The organism is Pseudomonas sp. EU05-FHT14B02 (assembly GCF_058791055.1).
In genome coordinates this window covers 225,058-248,439 of the sequence record NZ_JBYTDD010000005.1, presented here as the reverse complement: position 1 = coordinate 248,439, position 23,382 = coordinate 225,058, and the positions used below count along the sequence as shown (strand labels likewise).

26 protein-coding genes are annotated in these 23,382 nt (G+C 59.6%); 23 read left to right on the top strand and 3 right to left on the bottom strand.

The features are described 5' to 3' along the window. Positions 1-104 precede the first annotated feature (104 nt). Entirely contained in the window at positions 105-683 is a 579-nt protein-coding gene (locus AC3WTM_RS07790; RefSeq protein WP_102671689.1) for a Maf family protein, read from the bottom strand. 105 nt (positions 684-788) lie between these two features. Here AC3WTM_RS07790 and AC3WTM_RS07785 point away from each other — a divergent pair, with 105 nt between their 5' ends. The 22 genes from AC3WTM_RS07785 (at position 789) to araH (ending at position 20,757) form a co-directional block, all read left to right on the top strand. Further along, positions 789-1,316, top strand: coding sequence for a YceD family protein (locus AC3WTM_RS07785; protein WP_007942001.1), 528 nt, complete (start codon positions 789-791; stop codon positions 1,314-1,316). Positions 1,317-1,329: 13 nt separating this feature from the next. Beyond that, entirely contained in the window at positions 1,330-1,512 is a 183-nt protein-coding gene (gene rpmF / locus AC3WTM_RS07780; protein ID WP_003179396.1) for a 50S ribosomal protein L32, read from the top strand. A 4-nt stretch (positions 1,513-1,516) separates the two neighbouring features. After that, positions 1,517-2,527 (top strand): phosphate acyltransferase PlsX, encoded by a 1,011-nt coding sequence (plsX, locus tag AC3WTM_RS07775; protein ID WP_102671688.1) that lies wholly within the window; start codon positions 1,517-1,519, stop codon positions 2,525-2,527. A 125-nt stretch (positions 2,528-2,652) separates the two neighbouring features. Continuing rightward, on the top strand, positions 2,653-3,591 hold the full coding sequence (gene fabD / locus AC3WTM_RS07770; RefSeq protein ID WP_102671687.1) for an ACP S-malonyltransferase: 939 nt from the start codon (positions 2,653-2,655) through the stop codon (positions 3,589-3,591). 16 nt (positions 3,592-3,607) lie between these two features. Beyond that, positions 3,608-4,348, top strand: coding sequence for a 3-oxoacyl-ACP reductase FabG (gene fabG, locus AC3WTM_RS07765; protein WP_102671686.1), 741 nt, complete (start codon positions 3,608-3,610; stop codon positions 4,346-4,348). A gap of 196 nt (positions 4,349-4,544) precedes the next feature. Further along, positions 4,545-4,781: an acyl carrier protein gene (gene acpP, locus AC3WTM_RS07760; protein ID WP_003175607.1), complete on the top strand. Its 237-nt coding sequence runs from the start codon at positions 4,545-4,547 to the stop codon at positions 4,779-4,781. A gap of 109 nt (positions 4,782-4,890) precedes the next feature. Next, entirely contained in the window at positions 4,891-6,135 is a 1,245-nt protein-coding gene (gene fabF, locus AC3WTM_RS07755) for a beta-ketoacyl-ACP synthase II (RefSeq protein ID WP_102671685.1), read from the top strand. Then, on the top strand, positions 6,135-6,950 hold the full coding sequence (pabC, locus tag AC3WTM_RS07750; RefSeq protein WP_102671684.1) for an aminodeoxychorismate lyase: 816 nt from the start codon (positions 6,135-6,137) through the stop codon (positions 6,948-6,950). The genes fabF and pabC overlap by 1 nt, the downstream gene beginning before the upstream one ends. A 3-nt stretch (positions 6,951-6,953) precedes the next feature. After that, a complete protein-coding gene (gene mltG, locus AC3WTM_RS07745) occupies positions 6,954-8,186 on the top strand; it encodes an endolytic transglycosylase MltG (protein ID WP_102671683.1) in 1,233 nt (410 codons plus the stop codon). Positions 8,187-8,205: 19 nt separating this feature from the next. Then, a complete protein-coding gene (tmk, locus tag AC3WTM_RS07740) occupies positions 8,206-8,838 on the top strand; it encodes a dTMP kinase (protein ID WP_102671682.1) in 633 nt (210 codons plus the stop codon). Further along, positions 8,831-9,817, top strand: a complete 987-nt coding sequence (locus AC3WTM_RS07735) for a DNA polymerase III subunit delta' (RefSeq protein WP_102671681.1) — start codon at positions 8,831-8,833, stop codon at positions 9,815-9,817. The genes tmk and AC3WTM_RS07735 overlap by 8 nt, the downstream gene beginning before the upstream one ends. A 67-nt stretch (positions 9,818-9,884) precedes the next feature. After that, entirely contained in the window at positions 9,885-10,670 is a 786-nt protein-coding gene (locus tag AC3WTM_RS07730; protein ID WP_102671680.1) for a TatD family hydrolase, read from the top strand. A 342-nt stretch (positions 10,671-11,012) separates the two neighbouring features. After that, on the top strand, positions 11,013-11,651 hold the full coding sequence (locus tag AC3WTM_RS07725) for a TetR/AcrR family transcriptional regulator (protein ID WP_007977040.1): 639 nt from the start codon (positions 11,013-11,015) through the stop codon (positions 11,649-11,651). Between the two features lie 137 nt (positions 11,652-11,788). Further along, complete coding sequence (locus tag AC3WTM_RS07720; protein WP_102671679.1) at positions 11,789-12,757, top strand: GTP 3',8-cyclase MoaA; 969 nt, start codon at positions 11,789-11,791, stop codon at positions 12,755-12,757. Between the two features lie 168 nt (positions 12,758-12,925). Further along, positions 12,926-13,534 (top strand): DUF4823 domain-containing protein, encoded by a 609-nt coding sequence (locus tag AC3WTM_RS07715; protein ID WP_102671678.1) that lies wholly within the window; start codon positions 12,926-12,928, stop codon positions 13,532-13,534. Positions 13,535-13,550: 16 nt separating this feature from the next. Next, positions 13,551-14,111 carry a DUF1285 domain-containing protein gene (locus AC3WTM_RS07710; RefSeq protein WP_102671677.1) on the top strand — a complete coding sequence of 187 codons (561 nt, stop codon included), beginning with the start codon at positions 13,551-13,553 and terminating at the stop codon, positions 14,109-14,111. Positions 14,112-14,209: 98 nt separating this feature from the next. Further along, positions 14,210-14,926 carry a FadR/GntR family transcriptional regulator gene (locus AC3WTM_RS07705; RefSeq protein ID WP_057713725.1) on the top strand — a complete coding sequence of 239 codons (717 nt, stop codon included), beginning with the start codon at positions 14,210-14,212 and terminating at the stop codon, positions 14,924-14,926. A 127-nt stretch (positions 14,927-15,053) separates the two neighbouring features. After that, positions 15,054-15,929, top strand: coding sequence for an SMP-30/gluconolactonase/LRE family protein (locus tag AC3WTM_RS07700; protein WP_102671676.1), 876 nt, complete (start codon positions 15,054-15,056; stop codon positions 15,927-15,929). Between the two features lie 272 nt (positions 15,930-16,201). Continuing rightward, complete coding sequence (locus AC3WTM_RS07695; protein WP_102671675.1) at positions 16,202-17,020, top strand: SDR family oxidoreductase; 819 nt, start codon at positions 16,202-16,204, stop codon at positions 17,018-17,020. Between the two features lie 142 nt (positions 17,021-17,162). Beyond that, positions 17,163-18,167 (top strand): substrate-binding domain-containing protein, encoded by a 1,005-nt coding sequence (locus AC3WTM_RS07690; RefSeq protein ID WP_102671674.1) that lies wholly within the window; start codon positions 17,163-17,165, stop codon positions 18,165-18,167. Between the two features lie 64 nt (positions 18,168-18,231). Continuing rightward, positions 18,232-19,776: an L-arabinose ABC transporter ATP-binding protein AraG gene (gene araG, locus AC3WTM_RS07685; protein WP_102671673.1), complete on the top strand. Its 1,545-nt coding sequence runs from the start codon at positions 18,232-18,234 to the stop codon at positions 19,774-19,776. Positions 19,777-19,788: 12 nt separating this feature from the next. After that, the gene (gene araH / locus AC3WTM_RS07680) at positions 19,789-20,757 is read left to right on the top strand and encodes an L-arabinose ABC transporter permease AraH (RefSeq protein ID WP_102671690.1); all 969 of its coding nucleotides are present in this window, start codon (positions 19,789-19,791) and stop codon (positions 20,755-20,757) included. 130 nt (positions 20,758-20,887) lie between these two features. Here the strand turns inward: araH and AC3WTM_RS07675 are convergent, their stop codons facing one another. Together AC3WTM_RS07675 and AC3WTM_RS07670 are read right to left on the bottom strand one after the other, a co-directional pair. Then, positions 20,888-21,205: a hypothetical protein gene (locus AC3WTM_RS07675; RefSeq protein WP_102671672.1), complete on the bottom strand. Its 318-nt coding sequence runs from the start codon at positions 21,203-21,205 to the stop codon at positions 20,888-20,890. A gap of 81 nt (positions 21,206-21,286) precedes the next feature. Continuing rightward, the gene (locus tag AC3WTM_RS07670; RefSeq protein ID WP_102671671.1) at positions 21,287-22,492 is read right to left on the bottom strand and encodes an MFS transporter; all 1,206 of its coding nucleotides are present in this window, start codon (positions 22,490-22,492) and stop codon (positions 21,287-21,289) included. Positions 22,493-22,785: 293 nt separating this feature from the next. On the opposite strand from AC3WTM_RS07670, the gene AC3WTM_RS07665 reads away from it, so the two are divergent. Next, positions 22,786-23,268: a GNAT family N-acetyltransferase gene (locus AC3WTM_RS07665; protein ID WP_057713732.1), complete on the top strand. Its 483-nt coding sequence runs from the start codon at positions 22,786-22,788 to the stop codon at positions 23,266-23,268. The last annotated feature ends 114 nt before the right edge of the window (positions 23,269-23,382 follow it).

The window sequence follows — 23,382 nt, the reverse complement described above, 5'->3', positions numbered from 1 at the left end:
TGCCAGTACAGGCATCGGATTTTGATTTCTTGCGGCCAAAGGTCAAGCGAGAGGGCTTAACTGATCGGCATTAGCCTGCGTGGCCGGTTTTTTGGTATCGGGATTCAGGGAACCTGTACGCCTTCGGTCAACAGCATGTCGATCAGGCGAATCAGCGGCAGGCCGATCAGGCTGGTGGCGTCAGGTCCTTCGGTGCTGCGAAACAGGCTGACTCCCAGGCCTTCGGCCTTGAAGCTGCCTGCGCAGTCGTAGGGTTGTTCGGCGCGCAGGTAGCGTTCGATGCGAGGTGCGTCGAGTGTGCGCATGTGTACGGTGAACGGCACACAATCGACCTGGCAGCGCCCTGTCTGGCTGTTGAACAGGGCCAGGCCGGTGAGGAACGTCACGCTGGCACCGCTGGCGGCCAGCAGTTGTTCCCGGGCTTTATCGAATGTGTGGGGTTTGCCGATAATCCGCTCTCCCAGCACTGCGACCTGGTCGGATCCGATTATCAGATGAGCGGTATGGCTGTCGGCCAGGGCGCGCGCTTTCTCTTCAGCGAGGCGCTTGACCAGCTCAATGGCGGACTCACCCGAATGATGGCTTTCGTCGATATCCGGCGAGCTGCAAGTGAAAGGCAGCTGCAGGCGGGTCAGCAATTCCCGGCGATAGGCCGAGCTGGAAGCGAGTAATAAAGGCAGCATGCACAACTCCATAAGGCGTGTGCGAATTCTAACGAGGCTTCCAAGTGACGGACAGGGCTGAATTTCCTTTGACATGGGCGGGTGCATCCCTATAATGCTGCGCCTATGTTGAATGACCCGATTCCACCTCACGTTGACCCGCGCAAATTGGCTGATCGTGGCACCACCCTTCAAGGTGAAATGCTGCTGGCCGATTTGGAGAGACTCTGCGACCCGCTTTCCGACAACGTCGGTACGGTGCAGGCTAAATTCGTTTTTGAACGAGATGAACGTAAATCTGTGGTCATCCACAGCTTTATCGACACTGAAGTCAAGATGGTTTGCCAGCGATGTCTTGAGCTGGTCACCCTGCCGATCCATAGCGAATGCAGTTACGCTGTGGTGAAGGAGGGTGCGAATACCCAGTCGTTGCCGAAAGGTTATGACGTGCTGGAACTGGGCGAAGATCCTTTGGATCTGCAGTCACTGATCGAGGAGGAGCTTTTGCTCGCCTTGCCCATTGTGCCTGCTCATCATCCGGAAGAATGCCAGCAGCCGGCGGGAGCAGATGAGCCCGAACCGAGCGAGGACGAGGTAACGCGGTCCAACCCGTTCAGTGTATTGGCGCAGTTAAAGCGTGACCCAAACGTTTAGGAGTTAATCAATTATGGCTGTTCAGCAGAACAAAAAATCCCGCTCTGCCCGTGACATGCGCCGTTCGCACGACGCTCTCGAGGCTAGCACCCTGTCTGTAGAAAAAACCACCGGTGAAGTTCACCTGCGTCACCACGTATCGCCAGAAGGCGTATACCGTGGCCGTAAAGTGATCGACAAGGGCGCTGACGAGTAATCACTTGTCCGCTCAAGTCATCGCGATTGACGCAATGGGCGGGGACTTCGGTCCCCGCAGCATTGTCCAGGCCAGTCTTGCTTGCCTGTCTGCCACACCCTCGCTGCACCTGACCCTCGTCGGTCAACCCTCCCTTCTTGAAGAATTGATCGCTGGCCATTCGGCTGTGGATCGCGCGCGCCTGTCGATTACGCCAGCGTCCGAAGTCATCACCATGGACGAAAAACCTGCCCAGGCCTTACGCGGCAAGCCCGACTCGTCGATGCGCGTGGCGCTTGAGTTGTTACGTGACGGCAAGGTCCAGGCTTGTGTCAGTGCCGGTAATACCGGTGCGCTGATGGCGTTGTCGCGGTTCGTGCTCAAGACCTTGCCCGGCATTGACCGACCGGCCATGGTGGCGGCGATTCCGACACAAAAGGGTTATTGCCAGTTGCTCGACCTGGGCGCCAACGTCGATTGCAGTGCCGAGCATCTGTTGCAGTTTGCGGTCATGGGCTCGGTTGCGGCCGAGACCCTGGGCATAGCGCGTCCTCGGGTGGCGTTGCTGAACATCGGGACCGAAGACATCAAGGGCAATCAACAGGTCAAGCTGGCCGCGACTTTGTTGCAAGGCGCCCGTGGCATCAATTACATCGGCTTTATCGAGGGCGACGGTTTGTACCGTGGCGAAGCGGATGTGGTGGTGTGTGACGGTTTTGTCGGCAACATTCTGCTCAAATCCAGCGAAGGTCTGGCGACCATGATTGCCGGGCGCATCGAAGCGTTGTTCAGGAAGAGCCTGGCCTCTCGCGTGGTCGGTGCGCTTGCACTACCGTTGATGAAGCGCCTGCAGGCCGATCTGGCGCCTGCCCGGCACAACGGTGCGAGCTTTCTCGGCTTGCAGGGCATTGTGGTGAAAAGCCACGGTTCTGCCGGGGTCCAGGGGTTTCAGAGTGCCATTCAGCGAGCCCTGATCGAGATTCAGGAGAATCTTCCCGAGCGCCTGCACGGTCGTCTGGAGGATTTGTTGCTTTAGGCGTTTTCGTCGGACAATGCTTAAATGTGACCGCTTGGTTCGATGGGCCATCCAACTGTCAGTTTCTTGCGTCCCCAAAGCGGGGCGCCAACTCTCCGACGACAAGATCATTAGGGGCTTGTTACATGTCTGCTTCCCTCGCATTCGTCTTTCCAGGACAGGGTTCGCAGTCCCTCGGCATGCTGGCCGAGCTGGGCGCGCAACATCCAGTTGTCCTTGAAACATTCAAAGAAGCTTCCGATGCACTGGGTTACGACCTGTGGGCACTGACCCAGCAAGGGCCGGAAGAGCAACTCAATCAAACCGATAAAACCCAGCCAGCCATTCTGACCGCCTCTATCGCCCTGTGGCGTTTGTGGCTGGCCGAAGGTGGTGCGCGCCCGGCTTACGTTGCCGGACACAGCCTGGGTGAATATAGCGCGCTGGTCGCGGCAGGCAGTGTGAGCCTGGGCGATGCGGTGAAGCTCGTCGAGCGTCGTGGCCAGCTGATGCAGGAAGCCGTTCCGGCCGGGCAGGGCGGCATGGCCGCCATCCTGGGTCTGGACGATGCCGACGTACTGGCAGCCTGTGCCGAAGCGGCGCAAGGCGAGGTGGTCAGCGCGGTCAATTTCAACTCGCCGGGCCAAGTGGTCATCGCTGGTGCCAAGGCTGCCGTTGAGCGCGCCATCGAAGGTTGCAAGGCGCGTGGCGCCAAGCGCGCCATGCCGTTGCCGGTCAGCGTGCCGTCGCACTGCGAGCTGATGCGCCCGGCTGCCGAGCGTTTCGCCGAATCGATCGCGGCGATCGACTGGCAGGCACCGCAGATTCCCGTGGTGCAGAACGTCAGTGCCCAAGTGCCGGCCGATCTGGAAACCCTCAAACGCGATCTGCTCGAGCAACTGTACAAGCCAGTACGCTGGGTTGAATCGGTCCAGGCACTGGCCGCCAAGGGCGCGACCAATCTGGTCGAGTGTGGTCCTGGTAAAGTGCTGGCCGGTCTGAACAAGCGTTGCGCCGAAGGCGTGTCGACATCCAACCTCAATACCCCAGACGCTTTCGCTGCCGCCCGTGCAGCGTTGGCCTGAATCAGGAGAAGCTTGCATGAGTCTGCAAGGTAAAGTTGCACTGGTCACCGGTGCAAGCCGTGGCATCGGCCAGGCTATCGCCCTGGAACTGGGTCGTCAGGGCGCCATCGTTGTTGGTACCGCGACCTCCGCGTCGGGTGCTGAGCGCATTGCCGCAACCCTGAAGGAAAACGGTATTCAGGGCACTGGCCTGGAACTCAACGTCACCAGCGACGAGTCCGTGGCAAGTGTTCTGGCGAGCATTCAGGAGCAGTTCGGTGCGCCGGCGATTCTGGTCAATAATGCCGGTATCACCCGCGATAACCTGATGATGCGCATGAAAGACGACGAGTGGCACGACGTTGTCGATACCAATCTGAACAGTCTGTTCCGCCTGTCCAAGGGCGTTTTGCGCGGCATGACCAAAGCTCGTTGGGGTCGAATTATCAGTATTGGCTCGGTTGTGGGTGCCATGGGCAACGCAGGCCAAGTAAACTACGCTGCCGCCAAGGCCGGTCTGGAAGGTTTCAGCCGTGCTCTGGCGCGCGAGGTCGGTTCGCGTTCGATTACGGTAAACTCGGTGGCTCCTGGGTTCATCGATACCGATATGACCCGTGAACTGCCCGAGGCACAGCGTGAAGCCTTGCAGGCGCAGATTCCGCTGGGTCGTCTGGGGCAGGCTCAAGAGATCGCGTCCGTGGTCGCTTTTCTTGCGTCGGACGGTGCGGCTTACGTTACCGGAGCTACAATCCCGGTGAACGGCGGGATGTACATGTAATTCAAATGTGACGGATTGCTTCAAAAAAATGTCATACGAGCTGTCTAAAATCCGTTATAAAGCTGCAATCTATTTATAGGCAGAGGGTCACCGGGTTCGAGGAGTGAAGCTTTCAGTTGAAAAGCTGAAAAGCCTTTCTATACACTTACCCACTGGCCAGCTGCCTGAATTTGTCCATTAGGAGTGAAAACAAGGTATGAGCACCATCGAAGAGCGCGTCAAGAAAATCGTTGCTGAGCAACTGGGCGTTAAAGAAGAAGAAGTGGTCAACACTGCTTCCTTCGTTGAAGACCTGGGTGCCGACTCCCTTGACACCGTTGAGCTGGTGATGGCTCTGGAAGAGGAATTCGAGACCGAAATCCCTGACGAAGAAGCCGAGAAGATCACTACTGTACAAGCTGCAATCGACTACGTTACTAGCCATCAGGCGTAATAGTTTGTAATCGTTGCTCGCTGTCATGGAAAAACCGCACTGCCATCATGGCGTGCGGTTTTTTCTTTAGGCCTGATGCAAAGTCGTCATTTGAAAAAAGGAGAGTGCTGTGTCGCGTAGACGCGTCGTAGTCACCGGTATGGGTATGTTGTCGCCACTGGGCACGGATGTGCCAAGCAGTTGGCAGGGCATTCTGGCTGGCCGCAGTGGCATTGGTCTGATCGAACACACCGACCTTTCTGCCTATTCCACCCGTTTTGGCGGCTCGGTAAAGGACTTCAATGTCGAGGAATACCTGTCGGTCAAGGAAGCCCGCAAGCTCGACCTGTTCATTCAATACGGTCTGGCCGCAGGTTTTCAGGCGGTACGTAATGCCGGTCTGGAAGTCACTGACGCCAACCGTGAGCGTATCGGCGTGGCCATGGGCTCGGGTATTGGCGGTCTGACCAATATCGAAGAAACCGCCCGCACGCTGCACGAGACCGGCCCACGACGGATTTCTCCGTTCTTCGTGCCAGGCTCGATCATCAATATGATTTCCGGTTTCCTGTCCATCCACCTCGGTGCACAGGGACCCAACTACGCCATCGCCACGGCCTGTACCACCGGTACACACTGCATTGGCATGGCAGCTCGCAACATCATGTACGACGAAGCTGACGTGATGATTGCCGGCGGCGCCGAGATGGCGGCCTGCGGTCTGGGCATGGGCGGCTTCGGTGCTTCCCGCGCGCTGTCGACCCGCAACGACGAGCCGGCCCGCGCGAGCCGTCCATGGGACAAGGGTCGCGATGGCTTCGTATTGTCCAATGGTGCCGGTGCGCTGGTACTGGAAGAACTCGAGCACGCCAAGGCGCGTGGCGCGACCATCTACGCCGAGCTGATCGGCTTTGGCACCAGTGGCGATGCCTACCACATGACCTCGCCGCCAGCCGATGGTGCGGGTGCTGCGCGCTGCATCACCAATGCGCTGCGCGATGCCAAAATCAATGGCGATCAAGTGCAGTACATCAACGCCCACGGCACATCGACTCCTGCAGGCGACCTGGCCGAAGTCAACGCGATCAAGTCGGTATTCGGCGAGCACGCCTACAAGCTGGCCGTCAGTTCCACCAAGTCCATGACCGGTCACCTGCTGGGGGCGGCGGGCGCGGTCGAGGCGATCTTCAGCGTGTTGGCAATAAACAGTCAGGTAGCGCCGCCGACCATCAACCTCGATGAACCGGACGAAGGCTGCGATCTCGATTTTGTGCCGCACACGGCGCGCAACATGGATATCGATGTGGTCGTTTCCAACTCCTTCGGTTTTGGCGGCACCAACGGTTCGCTGGTGTTCCGTCGGTTCGCAGGCTGATGGACAGCTGGGTCGACGGTCAGCCGGCTGACGCTTTGTCGCTGAAGGATCGCGGCCTGGCTTATGGCGATGGTCTGTTCGAAACCATCGCCGTGCGCAGCGGTCAGCCCGTGTTGCTGGACCGGCATCTGTCGCGCCTGGCGGATGGCTGTTCGCGCCTGGCGATAACAGCCGAGCATGAGCTGATCCGCAGCGAACTGCTGGCCTACGCCGCGGCACTGGGTGACGGGGTGCTCAAGATCATACTCACCCGTGGCGACGGTCTGCGCGGTTATGCCCCCGATCCTTCGGCCCAGGCCCGACGCATTGTGCAAGGCAGCCCACCTGTGGCTTACCCTGCCGCGCACGGTGAGCAGGGTGTTCGTTTGTTTCCTTGCGTCACGCGATTGTCCAGGCAGCCATTACTGGCCGGCCTCAAGCACCTTAATCGTCTTGAGCAAGTCCTCGCCCGTGCCGAATGGCAGGACACCGAGCATGCCGAAGGCTTGATGCTCGATCAGGCCGGGCGCGTAATTGAAGGCGTGTTCAGCAACTTGTTCCTGGTGCGTGATGGTGTGCTCATCACAGCTGACCTCAAGCGTTGCGGCGTGGCAGGCGTGATGCGTGCAGAAATATTGTTTCAGGCCAAGTCGCTGGGAATTCCCACGCAAATCACCGATATCCCCCTCGAACAGCTGCAATGGGCTGACGAAGTCTTTGTCTGCAACAGCGTGTATGGTGTCTGGCCGGTGCGCGCCTATGCTGCTCTTCACTGGCCGGTTGGGCCGCTCACCCGTAAACTCCAAACCATTGCCCGTGTGCTACTGGATGCTTGATACGTGAGACGTAAACTCTTGCTGCTGCTGGAAACCGGAGTGGTTCTGGCGGGGCTGCTGATGGGTGCTTCAGCCTGGAAGATTCATTCGGCGCTGGTACAGCCGCTGAACATTACCCAGGAACAATTGCTGGATGTGCCCAAGGGCACCACGCCAACCCGCACCCTCTACCGACTCGAAGCCAGCGGCGTCATCAAGGACGCATTCTGGCTGCGTGTGTATTGGCGCTTCAATCTCGCCAAACAACCCCTGCACAGCGGCGAATATCGCTTGCAACCGGGCATGACTGTCGAAAGCCTGATCGACCTGTGGAAACGCGGGGAAATGGTTCAGTACAGCCTGACCCTGGTCGAAGGCTGGAGTTTCCGTCAGGTCCGCGCAGCGCTGGCCAGGGAAGAGAAGCTCGAACATAGCCTCGACGGTTTGAGCGATAGCCAGGTCATGGACAAGCTCGGCCACACCGGGATTTTTCCGGAAGGGCGCTTCTTCCCTGACACCTATCGTTACGTGCGGGGCATGTCCGATGTCGAGGTGCTGAAAACCGCTTACGATCGCCTCGATGAAGTGCTCGCCAAGGAGTGGGAAAAGCGCGCTGCAAATACACCGTACACCGAGCCCTACCAGGCGCTGATCATGGCTTCGTTGGTGGAAAAGGAAACCGGTGTGCCACAGGAGCGCGGACAGATTGCCGGCGTGTTTGTGCGGCGCATGGCGATGGGCATGCTGCTGCAGACCGATCCGACGGTGATCTACGGCCTCGGCGACCGCTACAGCGGCAAGCTGACCCGGGCTCACCTCAAGGAATCGACGCCGTATAACACTTACATGAATGCGGGACTGCCGCCGACACCGATTTCGATGGTCGGTCGCGAAGCCATCCATGCGGCACTCAATCCGGTGGATGGCAACAGCCTTTACTTCGTGGCGCGTGGCGATGGCACCCATGTGTTTTCCGACGACCTGGATGCCCACAACAATGCCGTGAAGGAGTTCCAGCTTAAGCGTCGCGCCGATTACCGCTCCAGCCCGGCTCCCGCTACGACGCCGGAGATGCCGCCAATCCGGGCTGAGCAAAACGGTATGCAGGAGGCCAAGTCTTCGCAGGAACAGGCGCCGATCCCGGCGGCTTCACCGAACAAGGCTCTCGAGGCGCTGCCGCAAGTGCCGGCGCAAGATCCTGCGCCAGCCCCTGAAACGCCCGAACCCGATGCAAGCGCACCGAAAAGCCCGCAATGACTCTGATTAAGGACTGCCTGTGACTGGCTTGTTTATTACTCTGGAAGGCCCGGAAGGCGCCGGCAAGAGCACCAATCGCGAATACCTGGCCGAGTGCCTGCGAGCCGCCGGCATCGAGGTGGTTCTGACCCGCGAGCCGGGTGGCACGCCGTTGGCCGAGCGCATTCGTGAAGTGCTTCTGGCCCCGGTTGATGAAGTCATGAACCCGGATACCGAGTTGCTGTTGGTGTTCGCGGCGCGTGCCCAGCATCTGGCCGAGGTGATTCGCCCGGCGCTGGCCCGCGGTGCCGTGGTCTTGTGTGATCGTTTTACCGATTCGACATACGCCTATCAAGGCGGCGGTCGCGGCTTGTCGCTGGAGCGCATCGCGACCTTGGAAACCTTCGTCCAGGGCGATCTGCGCCCGGACCTCACGCTGATTTTCGATCTGCCTGTCGAGGTCGGCCTGGCCCGTGCCAGCGCTCGTGGTCGTCTGGACCGCTTCGAGCGCGAAGGCCGGACCTTTTTCGATGCCGTACGCAGTGCCTTTCTCAAGCGAGCCAAGGCGGATCCGGCGCGTTATGTGCTGGTCGATGCTGCCCAACCATTGGCACAGGTTCAGCAATCGCTGGATGCCTTGCTGCCGCGCCTGCTGGAGTTGAACCGTGGCTGAGGCCTATCCGTGGCAGGAAAATCTCTGGCAGCAACTGGCCGGTCGCGCCCAGCATGCACACGCCTACCTGCTGCATGGCCCCGCCGGAATCGGCAAGCGAGCGCTGGCCGAGCGCCTGATGGCCAGCTTGCTGTGCCAGCGCCCGAACTCGCTGGAGGCCTGCGGCGAATGCAAATCCTGCCTGCTGCTCAAGGCTGGCAGCCACCCGGACAACTACATCCTGGAGCCGGAAGAAGCCGACAAGGCGATCAAGGTCGACCAGGTACGTGACCTGGTCGGTTTCGTGGTGCAAACCGCGCAGTTGGGCGGGCGCAAAGTGGTGCTGATCGAGCCGGTCGAGTCGATGAACATCAACGCCGCCAACGCCTTGCTCAAAAGCCTTGAAGAACCGTCCGGCGATACCGTTCTGTTGCTGGTCAGCCATCAGCCGAGCCGCTTGTTGCCAACCATCAAGAGTCGCTGTGTGCAGCAGGCCTGTCCGCTGCCGGGCGAGGCCATGAGCTTGAAGTGGTTGGCCCAGGCGTTGCCGGAGTGCTCCGAATATGAGCGCGTCGAACTGCTGACGCTGGCCGCGGGTTCGCCGCTGGCGGCTGTCAATCTCCAGGCCCAGGGCGTGCGTGAACAGCGCGCGCAAGTGGTGGAAGGGGTGAAAAAACTCCTAAAGCAACAGCAGTCACCGACGCAACTGGCCGAAGAATGGAAAAACATTCCGATGTTGCGCCTGTTCGATTGGTTCTGCGATTGGTCGAGCCTGATCCTGCGCTATCAATTGACTCAGGATGAAGCCGGCCTTGGCCTGACCGACATGCGCAAGGTCGTGCAATACCTTGCGCAGAAAAGCGCCCAGGGCAAAGTCCTTGATATCCAGGACTGGATCCTCGCCCAGCGGCAGAAAGTCCTGAGCAAGGCCAACCTCAATCCGGCCTTGTTGCTGGAAGCATTGCTGGTGCGATGGGCGTCGTTACCTGCCCAACGATGACTGTCTGCGCCTAGACTCTGAGTATCAGAACATCCGACCGTCCCACCCATACAAGTTGCAGCCCTTTATGCTCGTAGACTCCCATTGTCACCTTGATCGCCTAGACCTGACCGCCCACGAGGGCTCTCTGGATGCTGCCCTGGATGCTGCCCGGCAGCGTGGGGTAGGGCACTTTCTGTGTATCGGTGTCAGCGCGGACAACGCGGCTGACGTCAAGGCCCTGGCCGAACGTTATGACGATGTCGACTGCTCGGTGGGCGTGCACCCTCTGGATGTGCAGCCGGGGGCCGCGCCTGCGCTGGACTGGCTGTTGCAGGAACTCAATCACCCGCGGGTGGTGGCGATTGGCGAAACCGGCCTCGATTACCACTACGAGCCGGAAGCAGCAGAGTTGCAGCAGGAATCGTTCCGCCTGCACCTGCAAGCGGCGCAGCAGACTGGCAAACCGGTGATCATCCATACCCGTGGCGCCCGCACCGATACCCTGGACTTGCTGCGGGATGCGGCGCTGCCCCAGGCAGGCGTATTGCATTGCTTCACTGAAGACTGGGAGATGGCGAAGGCCGCGCTGGACATGGGCTATTACATTTCCCTGTCCGGGATTGTCACTTTTCGCAATGCCGACGCATTGCGTGATGTGGCCAGCAAGGTGCCTGCCGACCGATTGCTGGTGGAGACCGACTCGCCGTACCTGGCACCGATTCCCTATCGCGGCAAACCAAACCTGCCGCAGTACGTGCGTGAAGTTGCGGAATTTCTGGCAATGTTGCGTGGTGAGCCCTACGAGCGGTTTGCCGAGCAAACCACGGCGAATTTCCAGCGACTGTTCCCGCTAGCACATGTAAAAGGTTAAATCGCAGGCAAAAAAAACCCGGGTTCTGGGGGGTGAATCCGGGTTAAGACCATTAGGAGTAAAACAATGGCACGCGGTCCGTTGGTACCAATATCGGCGTGACACTTGGGGGAGATGCCCCGCCGACAGTTCAAGTATTGATCAGGATTGCGCCTCGTCCAGTTTACCGGTCCGGGTTTTTAAACAAATTTGGAATACGTGCGCTTCGGAAGAGTTCTCATCACCCTTTAAACGTACGCGGAATGACCAGAAAGCGCAGATATGGTCGGATGATCCGTGCATTTTTGCGTAAGTTAGGCATAATACGCGGCTTCGAATTTTGACCCCGACAGACCTTTTCTTATGCATAAAGAACCTCGTAAGGTCCGTGAATTCCGTCGCCGCGAGCAGGAAATTCTCGATACCGCGCTCAAGCTGTTCCTCGAACAAGGTGAAGACAGTGTCACCGTCGAGATGATTGCTGATGCCGTCGGTATCGGCAAAGGCACGATCTACAAGCACTTCAAATCCAAGGCGGAAATCTATCTGCGCCTGATGCTCGACTACGAGCGCGATTTGAACGCTCTGCTGCATTCGGCCGATGTCGACAAGGACAAGGAAGCCCTGTCCCGGGCCTACTTCGAATTCCGCATGCGCGATCCACAACGCTATCGCCTGTTCGACCGCCTCGAAGAGAAAGTGGTCAAGGGCAACCAGGTGCCGGAGATGATCGAGGAGCTGCACAAGATCCGTGCCTCGAACTTCGAACGCCTGACCTTGCTGATCAAGGGCCGGATCAGCGAAGGCAAGCTGGAAGACGTGCCACCTTACTTCCACTACTGCGCGTCCTGGGCGCTGGTGCACGGCGCCGTCGCGCTGTATCACTCGCCGTTCTGGAGCAATGTGCTGGAAGATCAGGAAGGTTTCTTCCAGTTCCTGATGGACATTGGCGTGCGCATGGGCAACAAGCGCAAGCGTGACACCGACACTTCCGGCAGCTGAGCCATTCAGTTGCCTTATTGCGCCATGATTTCGCTACATGGCGCAGTAGCGCAGGAATATACTCAGGTAGAGGACTTGCTAAAACTTGATTTCTGAGTCAAGTTTTAGCGGCCCGATATTCTTCCGCCGGAGTGACCATGATCGTTGATCGTCAAGGCAGGCGTTTTCGCAACTTGCGAATCAGTCTGACCTCAGCCTGCAATTACGCCTGTACCTACTGCGTGCCCAACGGCAAGCGGCTGGTGGCTGCGCAGGATGAATTGTCGGCCGAAGCCATGGCGCGCGGCGTGGCTTATCTGATTGAAGCGGCGGGCATCGAGCGTCTGCGCATTACCGGCGGCGAGCCGCTGGTCAGCCCGAAACTCGAAGCGTTCATGACGGCGGTCGGGCAGATGGGCCTGGAAGACATCAGCCTGACCACCAATGGCCAGTTGCTGGCGAAGAAACTGCCGCTGCTGGTGAACGCCGGCATTCGGCGTCTCAACGTCTCCCTCGATACTCTCGACGCCAGTGCGTTCCGCAGTATTGCCCGGGGCGGCGACCTGGCCACCGTGCTCGACGGCATGAGCGAGGCCAGTGCGGCCGGCATGAAGATCAAGGTCAACATGGTGCCGCTGCGCGGACAGAACCTCGATCAAGTGATGCCGCTGCTCGACTACTGCCTGGAGCGCGGTTATGAACTGCGCTTCATCGAACTGATGCGCATGGGCCACCTGGCCAACGATTCCAATGCCTTTCTTCAGCAGTTTGTCAGTCTCCAGCAATTGCTGAGTCTGATCGGCGAACGCTACGAATACCTGCAAGCCGATGCCCCGGTCGATGCGACGGCCGTTCGATATGAAATTCCCGGCCAGGGTTGTTTCGGCGTGATCGCCAACGAGAGCGTGCCTTTCTGCCGTACCTGTTCGCGACTTCGTTTGTCTTCCACCGGGTGGCTGCATGGCTGCCTGTCGTCGAGCAATCGCCATTACATCGGCGACCTGTTGGACAAGCCGCGCCATCAGGCCCTGCCGGCCTTGCAGCGGCTGCTGGTGAAGGCCTTGGGTGACAAGCAGGAAGTTGCGTTCTCTGGCGGCGCGACTGTCATGAAGATTATCGGCGGCTGATCTTCCGCAATCGCGAGCAAGCTCGCTCCCTCAGGTGATATGCAATTCCTTGTGGGAGCGCGCTTGCTCGCGATTCGGACTGTCAGATGCCACTGTTCATGAGCTGGCGCAAAAGCTGCATCCTACGGCCATTCGCCGGTTTTCCGACACCGGCCTCTGGAGGATAGGATGCGTAGCCTGGTTTTGCTGCTGGCCGTTTTGGCACTTGGTGGCTGCATGAACGTCAGCGATATGGCCGAAGGGACTCGTTACCATATGAGCGATGCTGGGCTGCTCGATCACAGTGACAGCCGTCGCGTAAACAACCTGCGCATTCAGCCGGACTCGTTCGTCTACATCGCCCAGGGCGCTTTCATGCCGTCGGGCAGCGCCGTTTATCCGCGGCCCAACGTGATTGCCGAAGTCGCGTTCGACGGCTTCGTCGAATATTTCCCGATGGTCCGCCGTGCCCGTACGCCAGAAGGCCTCGACCAGGCCATGGGCGAAGCCCGTGCGGCCGGTGCGCACTATCTGCTCTACACCCGGTTTGCCAAGTCTGACGACCGTATCGGCAACTCGGACGAGTGGCTGGACCAGGAAGCGCTGGATCGTCTCGGCATCGACAGCGGTATGATTCAGATCATGTTGATCGAGACCAGCACCCAGTATTTGATTGATACTGCAACCATCAAGAGTCGTGGCGGTTTACTGACGTTCCACGATAAAAAACCCGAAGACCTGATGGGCCCGCCGCTGGAGCAATACGCGCGCAGCCTGCTGGGGCTCAGCGACCAGTAATTTCAAGGAGAACGCCATGAGTGGCCCGCAAAAAGCCAACGACTTGCTGGGGCAAATCCCCAAGACCAAAGGCTTGCCGCCGGTGCACCTGTGGAATCCCGATTTCTGCGGCGACATCGACATGCGCATCGCCCGGGACGGCACCTGGTATTACCTGGGCACGCCGATCGGGCGCAAGCCGATGGTCAAACTGTTCTCCACCATCATTCGTCGCGACGGCGATGATTATTTCCTGATCACTCCGGTGGAAAAGGTCGGGATAAAGGTCGACGATGCGCCGTTCGTGGCGATTGCGGTGGACGTGGAAGGCGAGGGCGAGGCGCAGGTGTTGCGCTTTACCACCAACGTCGATGAAACCGCCGAAGCCGGAGCCGAGCACCTGCTGCGTGTAGTCATCGACCCGGTAACGCAGGAGCCTGCCCCTTACGTGCATGTGCGCAGCAATCTTGAAGCGTTGATCCATCGCAACGTGTTCTATCAATTGGTGGAGCTGGCGGTGAGTCGCGAGATCGACGGCCAGCGCTGGCTCGGTGTATGGAGTGGCGGCGAGTTCTTCCCCATCGGTCTCGAACCCTGACCCATGACAGTGGTTTGCGAACACTCAAAAAATCAAATTGACATCCAATCATATGATGATTAGCGTGGGCCTCCATCGCGAACGGCATTGAGGTGTCCATGTCCAGCAGCTTTCATGCATCGACGGTTGACTGGCTGGGTTGCTGGCTCGCCACGGGGCAGGTCAAGCCAGGTGAGTCACTAAAGGTCGAAGCCGACCTCGGCGAACAACTCGGCGTGAGCCGTACGGTCATTCGTGAAGCTATCAAGACCCTGGTTGCCAAAGGCATGCTCGAGGTCGGGCCGAAAGTCGGCACGCGGGTATTGCCGGTGCGGCGCTGGAACCTCTTCGATCCACAAGTCGTTGGCTGGTTGTCGCGCAGCGGCTTACCGGAAAACTTCGTCGATGATCTGCTCGATCTGCGCCGCACCATCGAACCGATGGCCGTGCGCTGGGCCTGCGAGCGTGCTACCGGCGAACAGGTGAATGAAATCCTGTTGGCCTGCAATGCGCTGGAACGGGCGGTGGACAGCGGCATCGATTACAACCGCGCCGATCAGTTCTTCCACGAGTGCATCCTCGCCGCCAGCCACAATCAATTCATTGAACAAATGGTTCCCGCCCTTGGCGCGTTGCTGGCGGTGGCCTTTGAAGTGTCCGCCGCCGACCCGGATGAACTGCGTCGCACCCTGCCGATTCACCGGGATCTGGCCGAGGCTATCGCGGCCCGGGATACCGCCCGGGGTGTCTGGGCCTGCATGACACTGATCGATAACGCGGACCTTGCGATCAAGCGTTACTACCCGCAAGTCATGGCCGATAAAAAGGCCAGCTGACAGCTCGAATCACTGTAGGAGCGAGCTTGCTCGCGATGGTGTATCAGCAACTACCAGGTCGACTGGCACACCTTCGCGACCAAGCTGGCTCCTACACAATAAAAACAAGAACAACGCAGGAGGCTTCATGACGTGGAGCGCAGTTACCGGGCATCGGGCGAAACTGGGCGAAGGCCCGTTCTGGGATGAGCCCACCCAAGCCCTGTACTGGGTAGATATCGCCGGTAAGCAAGCGTTGCGGTTGATCGGCGCGAACGTGCAGATCTGGCAGATGCCGGAGCACGTGTCGGCGTTCATTCCCTGCGAAAGCGGCGATGCCCTGGTGGCATTGAGCAGCGGCGTGTATCGGCTCGATCTCGATTCACCGGGCCTGGCGCCGCGCCTGACACTGTTTTGCGTTGTCGATCCGCAACCGGGCAACCGCCCCAATGAAGCCCGTTGCGACGCTCAAGGCCGGCTCTGGCTCGGCACTATGCAAAACAACATCGGCGCAAACGGCGAAGACCTGCCCATCGTCCACCGTTCCGGTGGACTGTTCCGCATCGATCGTGCCGGGCGGGTTGCGCCGTTGCTGCGCAATCTGGGCATTCCCAACACGCTGCTGTGGAGCGATGACGCCACCAGCGTGTATTTCGGCGACAGCCTCGACGGCACCTTGTATCGACATTTCATCCGTACCGACGGAGCCCTTGATGCGCCGCAGGTCTGGTTTGGTCCGCACGAGCGTGGCGGCCCGGATGGTTCAGCGATGGATGCCGAAGGTTTTATCTGGAATGCCCGTTGGGACGGCAGCTGCCTGCTCAGGTTGAGCCCGGACGGCAAAGTCGATCGGATCATCGAACTGCCGGTCAGTCGTCCCACCAGTTGCGTGTTCGGTGGTACAGACCTCAAAACCCTGTACATCACCAGCGCGGCCAGTCCGCTGGGCCATCCGTTGGATGGGGCTGTGTTGTCGATCGCAGTGGATGTGGCTGGAAAACATTGCATGCGCTTTGCTGGATGAATCCCAAAATATGGGATGCAAATATATATATTGAGATTTATTGCGGGCCGGGTTTATAGTCGGCCCCACCAGTTACATGCACTCACACTTAAAAAAACAAAACAGGTGAAGTGATGCAGCGAAGTTCCCCCGTACTCCCTTGCGGAGCCAGTGCCTCAGAACGTTTCCAGGCTGAAACGTTTCGCGCTCACCTGTTTCCTACCCAGCGCCTTTTGACCAGACATCGACAGATGCCCGGTTTTCGTCGTGTTTTCGAACAGGAGTCTTGATCCATGTCTGAACCACTGTCATTGCCACCGGTGCCCGAACCGCCCAAGGGCGAACGCCTGAAAAACAAGGTCGTCTTGCTGACCGGTGCCGCCCAGGGTATTGGCGAAGCGATTGTGGCGACCTTCGCGTCCCAGCAGGCCAGGTTGATCATCAGCGACATTCAGGTCGAGAAAGTCGAGAAGGTCGCGGCGCATTGGCGAGACCAGGGCGCCGATGTGGTGGCGATCAAGGCCGACGTGTCACGTCAGCAGGACCTGCACGCCATGGCCCGGCTGGCGATCGACCTGCACGGCCGGATCGATGTGCTGGTCAACTGCGCCGGGGTCAACGTATTTCGCGATCCGCTGGAAATGACCGAGGAAGACTGGCGTCGCTGCTTTGCCATCGACCTCGATGGTGCCTGGTACGGTTGCAAGGCGGTGCTGCCGCAGATGATCGAGCAGGGCGTCGGCAGCATCATCAATATCGCGTCCACCCACTCCACCCACATCATCCCAGGCTGCTTCCCGTACCCGGTCGCCAAGCATGGCCTGCTCGGCCTGACCCGCGCGCTGGGCATCGAATATGCGCCCAAGGGTGTGCGTGTCAACGCGATTGCGCCGGGCTACATCGAAACCCAGTTGAACGTCGATTACTGGAATGGTTTTGCCGACCCCCACGCCGAGCGCCAGCGAGCGTTTGAGCTGCACCCGCCGCGCCGTATCGGGCAGCCGATCGAAGTGGCAATGACCGCCGTGTTCCTGGCCAGTGATGAAGCGCCGTTCATCAATGCCTCGTGCATCACCATCGATGGTGGTCGCTCGGTGATGTACCACGACTGAGTGATCGGGCTTTCCGGCGCCTTGCTACGCCTGAAATCCAATCATCATACGATATGACTATTGGCAGTATGTTTTTACCGCCCGTTGGTTAACAAAGAACGCTTTCAACGAGTGCTCAAGAAAAATAACAAGGAGTCAGCTTATGAATCGTCGTCATGCTATCCGTTCCCTGTGCTGTGCCGCGTTGGCGGTTTCGGCGTTCAGCCTGAGCAACACGCTGTTGGCAGCCGAGGAAGTGAAGATCGGTTTCCTGGTCAAACAGGCCGAGGAACCCTGGTTCCAGACAGAATGGGCCTTTGCAGAAAAGGCCGGGAAAGAGAAGGGCTTCACCCTGATCAAGATCGCCGTGCCCGACGGTGAGAAAACCCTTTCTGCCATCGACAGCCTCGCGGCCAACGGCGCCAAGGGGTTCGTGATCTGCCCGCCGGACGTGTCCCTCGGCCCGGCGATCATGGCCAAGGCCAAACTCAACGGGTTGAAAGTGATCGCCGTCGATGACCGTTTCGTCGATGCCAGCGGCAAGTTCATGGAAGACGTGCCGTACCTCGGCATGGCCGCTTTCGAAGTCGGCCAGAAACAAGGCAATGCCATGGCGACCGAAGCGAAGAAACGCGGCTGGGACTGGAACGACACCTATGCGGTGATCAACACCTACAACGAACTCGACACCGGCAAGAAGCGCACCGACGGTTCGGTGAAAGCACTGCAGGATGCCGGCATGCCGAAAGACCACATCCTGTTCGCGGCCCTCAAGACCCTCGACGTGCCGGGCAGCATGGATGCTACCAACTCGGCTCTGGTGAAACTGCCGGGGGCGGCGAAGAACCTGATCATCGGCGGCATGAACGACAACACCGTGCTCGGCGGTGTGCGCGCCACCGAGAGCGCCGGTTTCGCCGCGGCCAACGTGATCGGCATCGGCATCAACGGTACCGACGCCATTGGTGAGCTGAAGAAACCCGACAGCGGCTTCTACGGCTCGATGCTGCCGAGCCCGCACATCGAGGGCTACAACACCGCCAGCATGATGTACGAGTGGGTCACCACCGGCAAAGAACCGGCGAAGTACACCGCCATGGATGACGTGACGCTGATCACCCGCGACAACTTCAAGCAGGAACTGGAAAAGATCGGCCTGTGGAACTGACGGCCGTTTGACTTCAGCGGCGGCCTCGGCGGCGGGGTCGCCTGATCGGTGTGAAGAGGTGGTTATGCACGCGCAAACAATCCAACACGAACACAGCCTTACCGGCAGCTTGCGCTTCAACGGGATCGGCAAGACCTTTCCCGGGGTGAAGGCGCTGGACAACATCAGCTTCGTCGCCCATCCGGGGCAGGTTCACGCCTTGATGGGCGAGAACGGCGCCGGCAAGTCGACGCTGCTGAAAATTCTCGGCGGGGCCTACACGCCTTGCAGCGGTGCCTTACAGATCGGCGAGCGGACGATGGACTTCAAGTCCACCGCCGACAGCATCGGCAGTGGCGTCGCGGTGATCCACCAGGAGCTGCATCTGGTGCCGGAAATGACCGTGGCCGAGAACCTGTTTCTCGGGCATCTGCCAGCCAGTTTCGGCCTGATCAATCGCAGCACCCTGCGCCAGCAGGCACTGGCCTGCCTCAAAGGCCTGGCCGATGAAATCGACCCGCAGGAGAAAGTCGGGCGCCTGTCACTCGGCCAGCGGCAGCTGGTGGAAATCGCCAAGGCTTTGTCCCGTGGCGCCCACGTGATTGCCTTCGACGAACCCACCAGCAGCCTTTCGGCAAGGGAGATCGACCGTTTGATGGCAATCATCGGCCGGCTGCGGGACGAAGGCAAAGTGGTGCTCTATGTCTCCCATCGCATGGAAGAGGTGTTTCGCATCTGCAACGCGGTGACGGTGTTCAAGGACGGGCGCTACGTGCGCACGTTCGATGACATGAGCCAACTGACCCACGATCAACTGGTCACCTGCATGGTCGGGCGCGACATCCAGGACATCTACGATTACCGCCCGCGCCAGCGCGGCGCGGTGGCACTCAAGGTCGACGGACTGCTCGGGCCGGGGTTGCGCGAGCCAGTGAGTTTCGAGGTGCACAAAGGCGAAATCCTCGGGCTGTTCGGGCTGGTTGGGGCCGGTCGCACCGAGCTGTTGCGCCTGCTCAGTGGCCTGGCGCGCCACAGCGCCGGACAGCTGAAACTTCGAGGCCATGAACTCAAGCTGCGTTCACCCCGGGACGCGATTGCCGCCGGGATCCTGTTGTGCCCCGAGGACCGCAAGAAGGAAGGCATCCTGCCGCTGGCCAGCGTCGCCGAGAACATCAACATCAGTGCGCGCGGCGCCCATTCCACCTTCGGTTGCCTGTTGCGTGGCCTGTGGGAAAAGGACAACGCCGAGCAGCAGATCAAGGCGCTGAAAGTGAAGACGCCCAACGCGGCACAAAAAATCATGTACCTGTCCGGTGGCAATCAGCAGAAGGCCATTCTCGGTCGCTGGCTGTCGATGCCGATGAAAGTGCTGCTGCTCGACGAACCCACACGCGGCATCGACATCGGTGCCAAGGCCGAGATCTACCAGATCATCCATAACCTGGCAGCCAAGGGGATCGCGGTGATTGTGGTGTCCAGCGACTTGATGGAAGTCATGGGCATTTCCGACCGCATCCTGGTGCTGTGCGAAGGCGCCCTGCGTGGCGAACTGAGCCGCGAACAGGCCAACGAATCCAACCTGCTGCAACTGGCTTTGCCGCGCCAACGCGCCGACGGCGTGGCGAACTGAGAGGTGACTATGATGACAACTCAAAACAACACCCTGCCGACCACGCGCAAACCGCTGGACATGCGGCGCTTCCTTGATGACTGGGTGATGCTGCTGGCGGCGGTCGGCATCTTTGTCGCCTGCACCTTGCTGATCGACAACTTCCTTTCACCGCTGAACATGCGTGGCCTGGGCCTGGCGATTTCCACCACCGGCATTGCTGCCTGCACCATGTTGTATTGCCTGGCGTCCGGGCATTTCGATTTGTCGGTGGGCTCGGTGATTGCCTGTGCCGGGGTGGTCGCGGCGGTGGTGATGCGCGACACCAACAGCGTGTTTCTCGGCGTCTGTGCAGCGCTGGTAATGGGCCTGATCGTCGGGTTGATCAACGGGATAGTGATCGCCAAGTTGCGGGTCAATGCGCTGATCACCACGCTGGCGACCATGCAGATCGTGCGCGGACTGGCTTACATCTTTGCCAACGGCAAAGCGGTGGGGGTGTCCCAGGAATCGTTCTTTGTGTTCGGTAACGGCCAGATGTTTGGCGTGCCGGTACCGATCCTGATCACCATCGTCTGCTTCCTGTTCTTCGGCTGGCTGCTGAACTACACCACTTACGGGCGCAACACGATGGCCATCGGCGGTAACCAGGAAGCGGCACTGCTGGCGGGTGTGAATGTCGACCGGACCAAGATCATCATCTTCGCCGTGCACGGTGTGATCGGCGCGTTGGCCGGGGTGATCCTGGCCTCGCGCATGACCTCCGGCCAGCCAATGATCGGCCAGGGTTTCGAGCTGACGGTGATCTCGGCCTGCGTGCTGGGCGGGGTGTCGTTGAGTGGCGGGATCGGCATGATCCGGCATGTGATCGCCGGGGTGTTGATTCTGGCGATCATCGAAAATGCGATGAACTTGAAGAACATCGATACGTTTTATCAGTATGTGATCCGGGGTTCGATTTTGCTTCTGGCCGTCGTGATCGACCGCTTGAAACAGCGCTGACACTCATTGCACCTACAGGGTTCTGCGCTCACACATCGTATGGTGGTCCGGCACAGATCCTGTGGGAGCAACTGTCTGCAGTATGCCTTGCGCAGCGCCTCGCCCCATTCCTTTGTCCTCAAACTGGAAGTCATTGGCTGTCGCTGTCGTCGTCATCCGAGTCACCGCTAGTGGTCGAGCCAAGTCCGCCGCTGCTGGGTGTTTTGCGGCCTGGCAACTGTCGTCCCGCATCATTGCCTTGAATCCGCGGGTCGGTGCCGGTGGCGGGCGGCAGGTTCTGGTCGATCGTCGTGCCATCGGTGTTCATGCCGGGGGCACTCTGGATGGCGGGAACCCTGGGTTTTTCCACCGGATTGGTCGGGCCGGTGCTCGAGCCGATGGTTCCGGCGAAGGAGGCGGCGGATAAAAGGGCAGTGAGAACGAGGGCGGTCAACCTGGACAGGGTCATGGTGGTGTCTCCAGCGAGTAGAGTCCTTACCTGATTAGTCCGCCCTCGATCCGGATGGGTGCATTGTCAGCGACGAACGGCTCAGGCCTCCTCCAGTGCCCTGACCGCGGTGGCTCTACGCCAGATCAAGCGGCCCAAGGTGATCAGCCAGTTGAGCGAGGCAACCGCCAACACCGTGAGCAACAGCGTGGGCATGCCTTGCTCGACGATGATTTTCCCTGCCAGCAATGGAAATCCGAACACGCCGATGAAGTACGACAGGCTGAACAGCAGCAAGGATTGTGCGGTGGTGCCGTTCGGCGCTTCATTGGCGGCCAGGCCGTTGATCACCGAGTAGGTCAGGCCGTAACCGATCCCGAGCATCACCGCCGCGAGCACGTAGCTGACGCTGCTGTCGACGACAACACCGAACATCACGATCGATGCCAGCATCAGCCCCGAAAGCAGGCACGATGCACGCAATGGATCGCGCTTGACCACGAAACCGGCAACCAGCATGCGACCGCTGATCGCCGCACTCATGAAGCCGAAAAAGAACAGCGAATAGTCGAGCGAGCGCGCTGCGGCATAACTGGTTTGAAAGCTCGACAGACCACCGAACACGCAGCCGCCTAGACCAACCATGATGATCGGGAAAACGGCCCTGGACGACAGCACCTGACCCGCTGCACGCCAGGAAATTCGCGACACGCTGCCAGATTGCGCGGGCGCCGGTTTCAGTTGTCGATCCAGGCGCCAGAACAGCAATACGCCGATCAGGCTGGCCAGCGCCGCCAGGTAAAACGCCGCGGTCACCGGATAACCGAGCGCACTCGCCGCGCGGCCGAGCAACGGGCCGCTGCCGATCCCGGTCATCATGCTGCCGGACAACAGGGCGAAGTATCTGGCGCGCTGCGCGGGTGTCACCAGGCTTGCCACGATGATCGGCCCAAGGGTGTAGAACACGCCCCAGCCCAAGCCCAGCAGCAGGCCGAAAAACAACAGCAGATGACCGAAGCCCGGGGTCAGGGCGAAGCCCAGGCTGGCGGCTACCAGCAATACACCGAACAGCGCCACCGAGCGGGCGGCACCGAGCAGGTCGGACAAATGACCGGAAACAATCACCGCTGCAAAGGTGCTGAGCATTGCCGCCGAAATCACACTTCCGGCGTCGTGTTCGTTACCGCCGCGAGAACCAATCAGCAACGACAGCAGAAACGTCGAGCCGTAGGACAATGACAACAGGTAGCTGGCGAGGCAAAAAAGGCCGAACAGCTTGTTTGAAACTGGGGGTGTTGCGGTGGGCATGACGCGGCTCCTTGACCGGATAAATAAGCAGCGCGTCTATCTAATCACGCAGACCCCGAACATTAGGTCCGAGGTTATCGATTCCAGGGTTAGTGCCGGCCGGAGTAAACCCCCTTTGTAGGAGCGAGCTTGCTCGCGATGAACCCGAGAACACCGCGTGTATCCAGAAAGCACGCGTTATCGTTAACGACCATCGTGAGCGAGCTCGCTCCTACAGGTGTTGGGACAGTTCCCTCGCCACAAATACCGCGCCGACTTAGTATGGCGTTTTCCACTTTTGACAAGGCACGTCCATGACGATCGAAATCCGCCCGGCGACCCCCAGTGACGCACCGCAAATCCTCGCGTTCATCACTGAACTGGCCGACTACGAACGTGCCCGCCATGAAGTCATCGCCAGCGTTGCCGATATCGAGCGCAGCCTGTTCAGCGAAGGCGCCACAGCCCATGGCCTGATCTGCCTGCGCGAGGGTGCACCCATCGGTTTCGCGGTGTTCTTCTTCAGCTATTCCACCTGGCTTGGCAGCAATTGCCTGTACCTCGAAGACCTCTACATCACCCCGGAACAACGCGGTGGTGGCGCGGGCAAGACCCTGTTGCGGCATCTGGCGAAAATCGCCTGCGCCAACGACTGCGGCCGTTTCGAGTGGAGCGTGCTGGAGTGGAATACGCCGGCCATCGATTTCTACAAATCCCTGGGCGCGCAGCCGCAGGAGGAGTGGGTGCGCTATCGGATGGATGGGGCGGTGTTGCGGGATTTTGCAGCGGGTAACTGATCGCTTCTAAAAGGTCGCAGCCTTCGGGCTGCGATTTTTTTGTCTTGTCTCATAATGTGGGATTGATATTTATATATTGAGATTTGTCCCTTCGCAGGTTTATAGTCCGCTCAC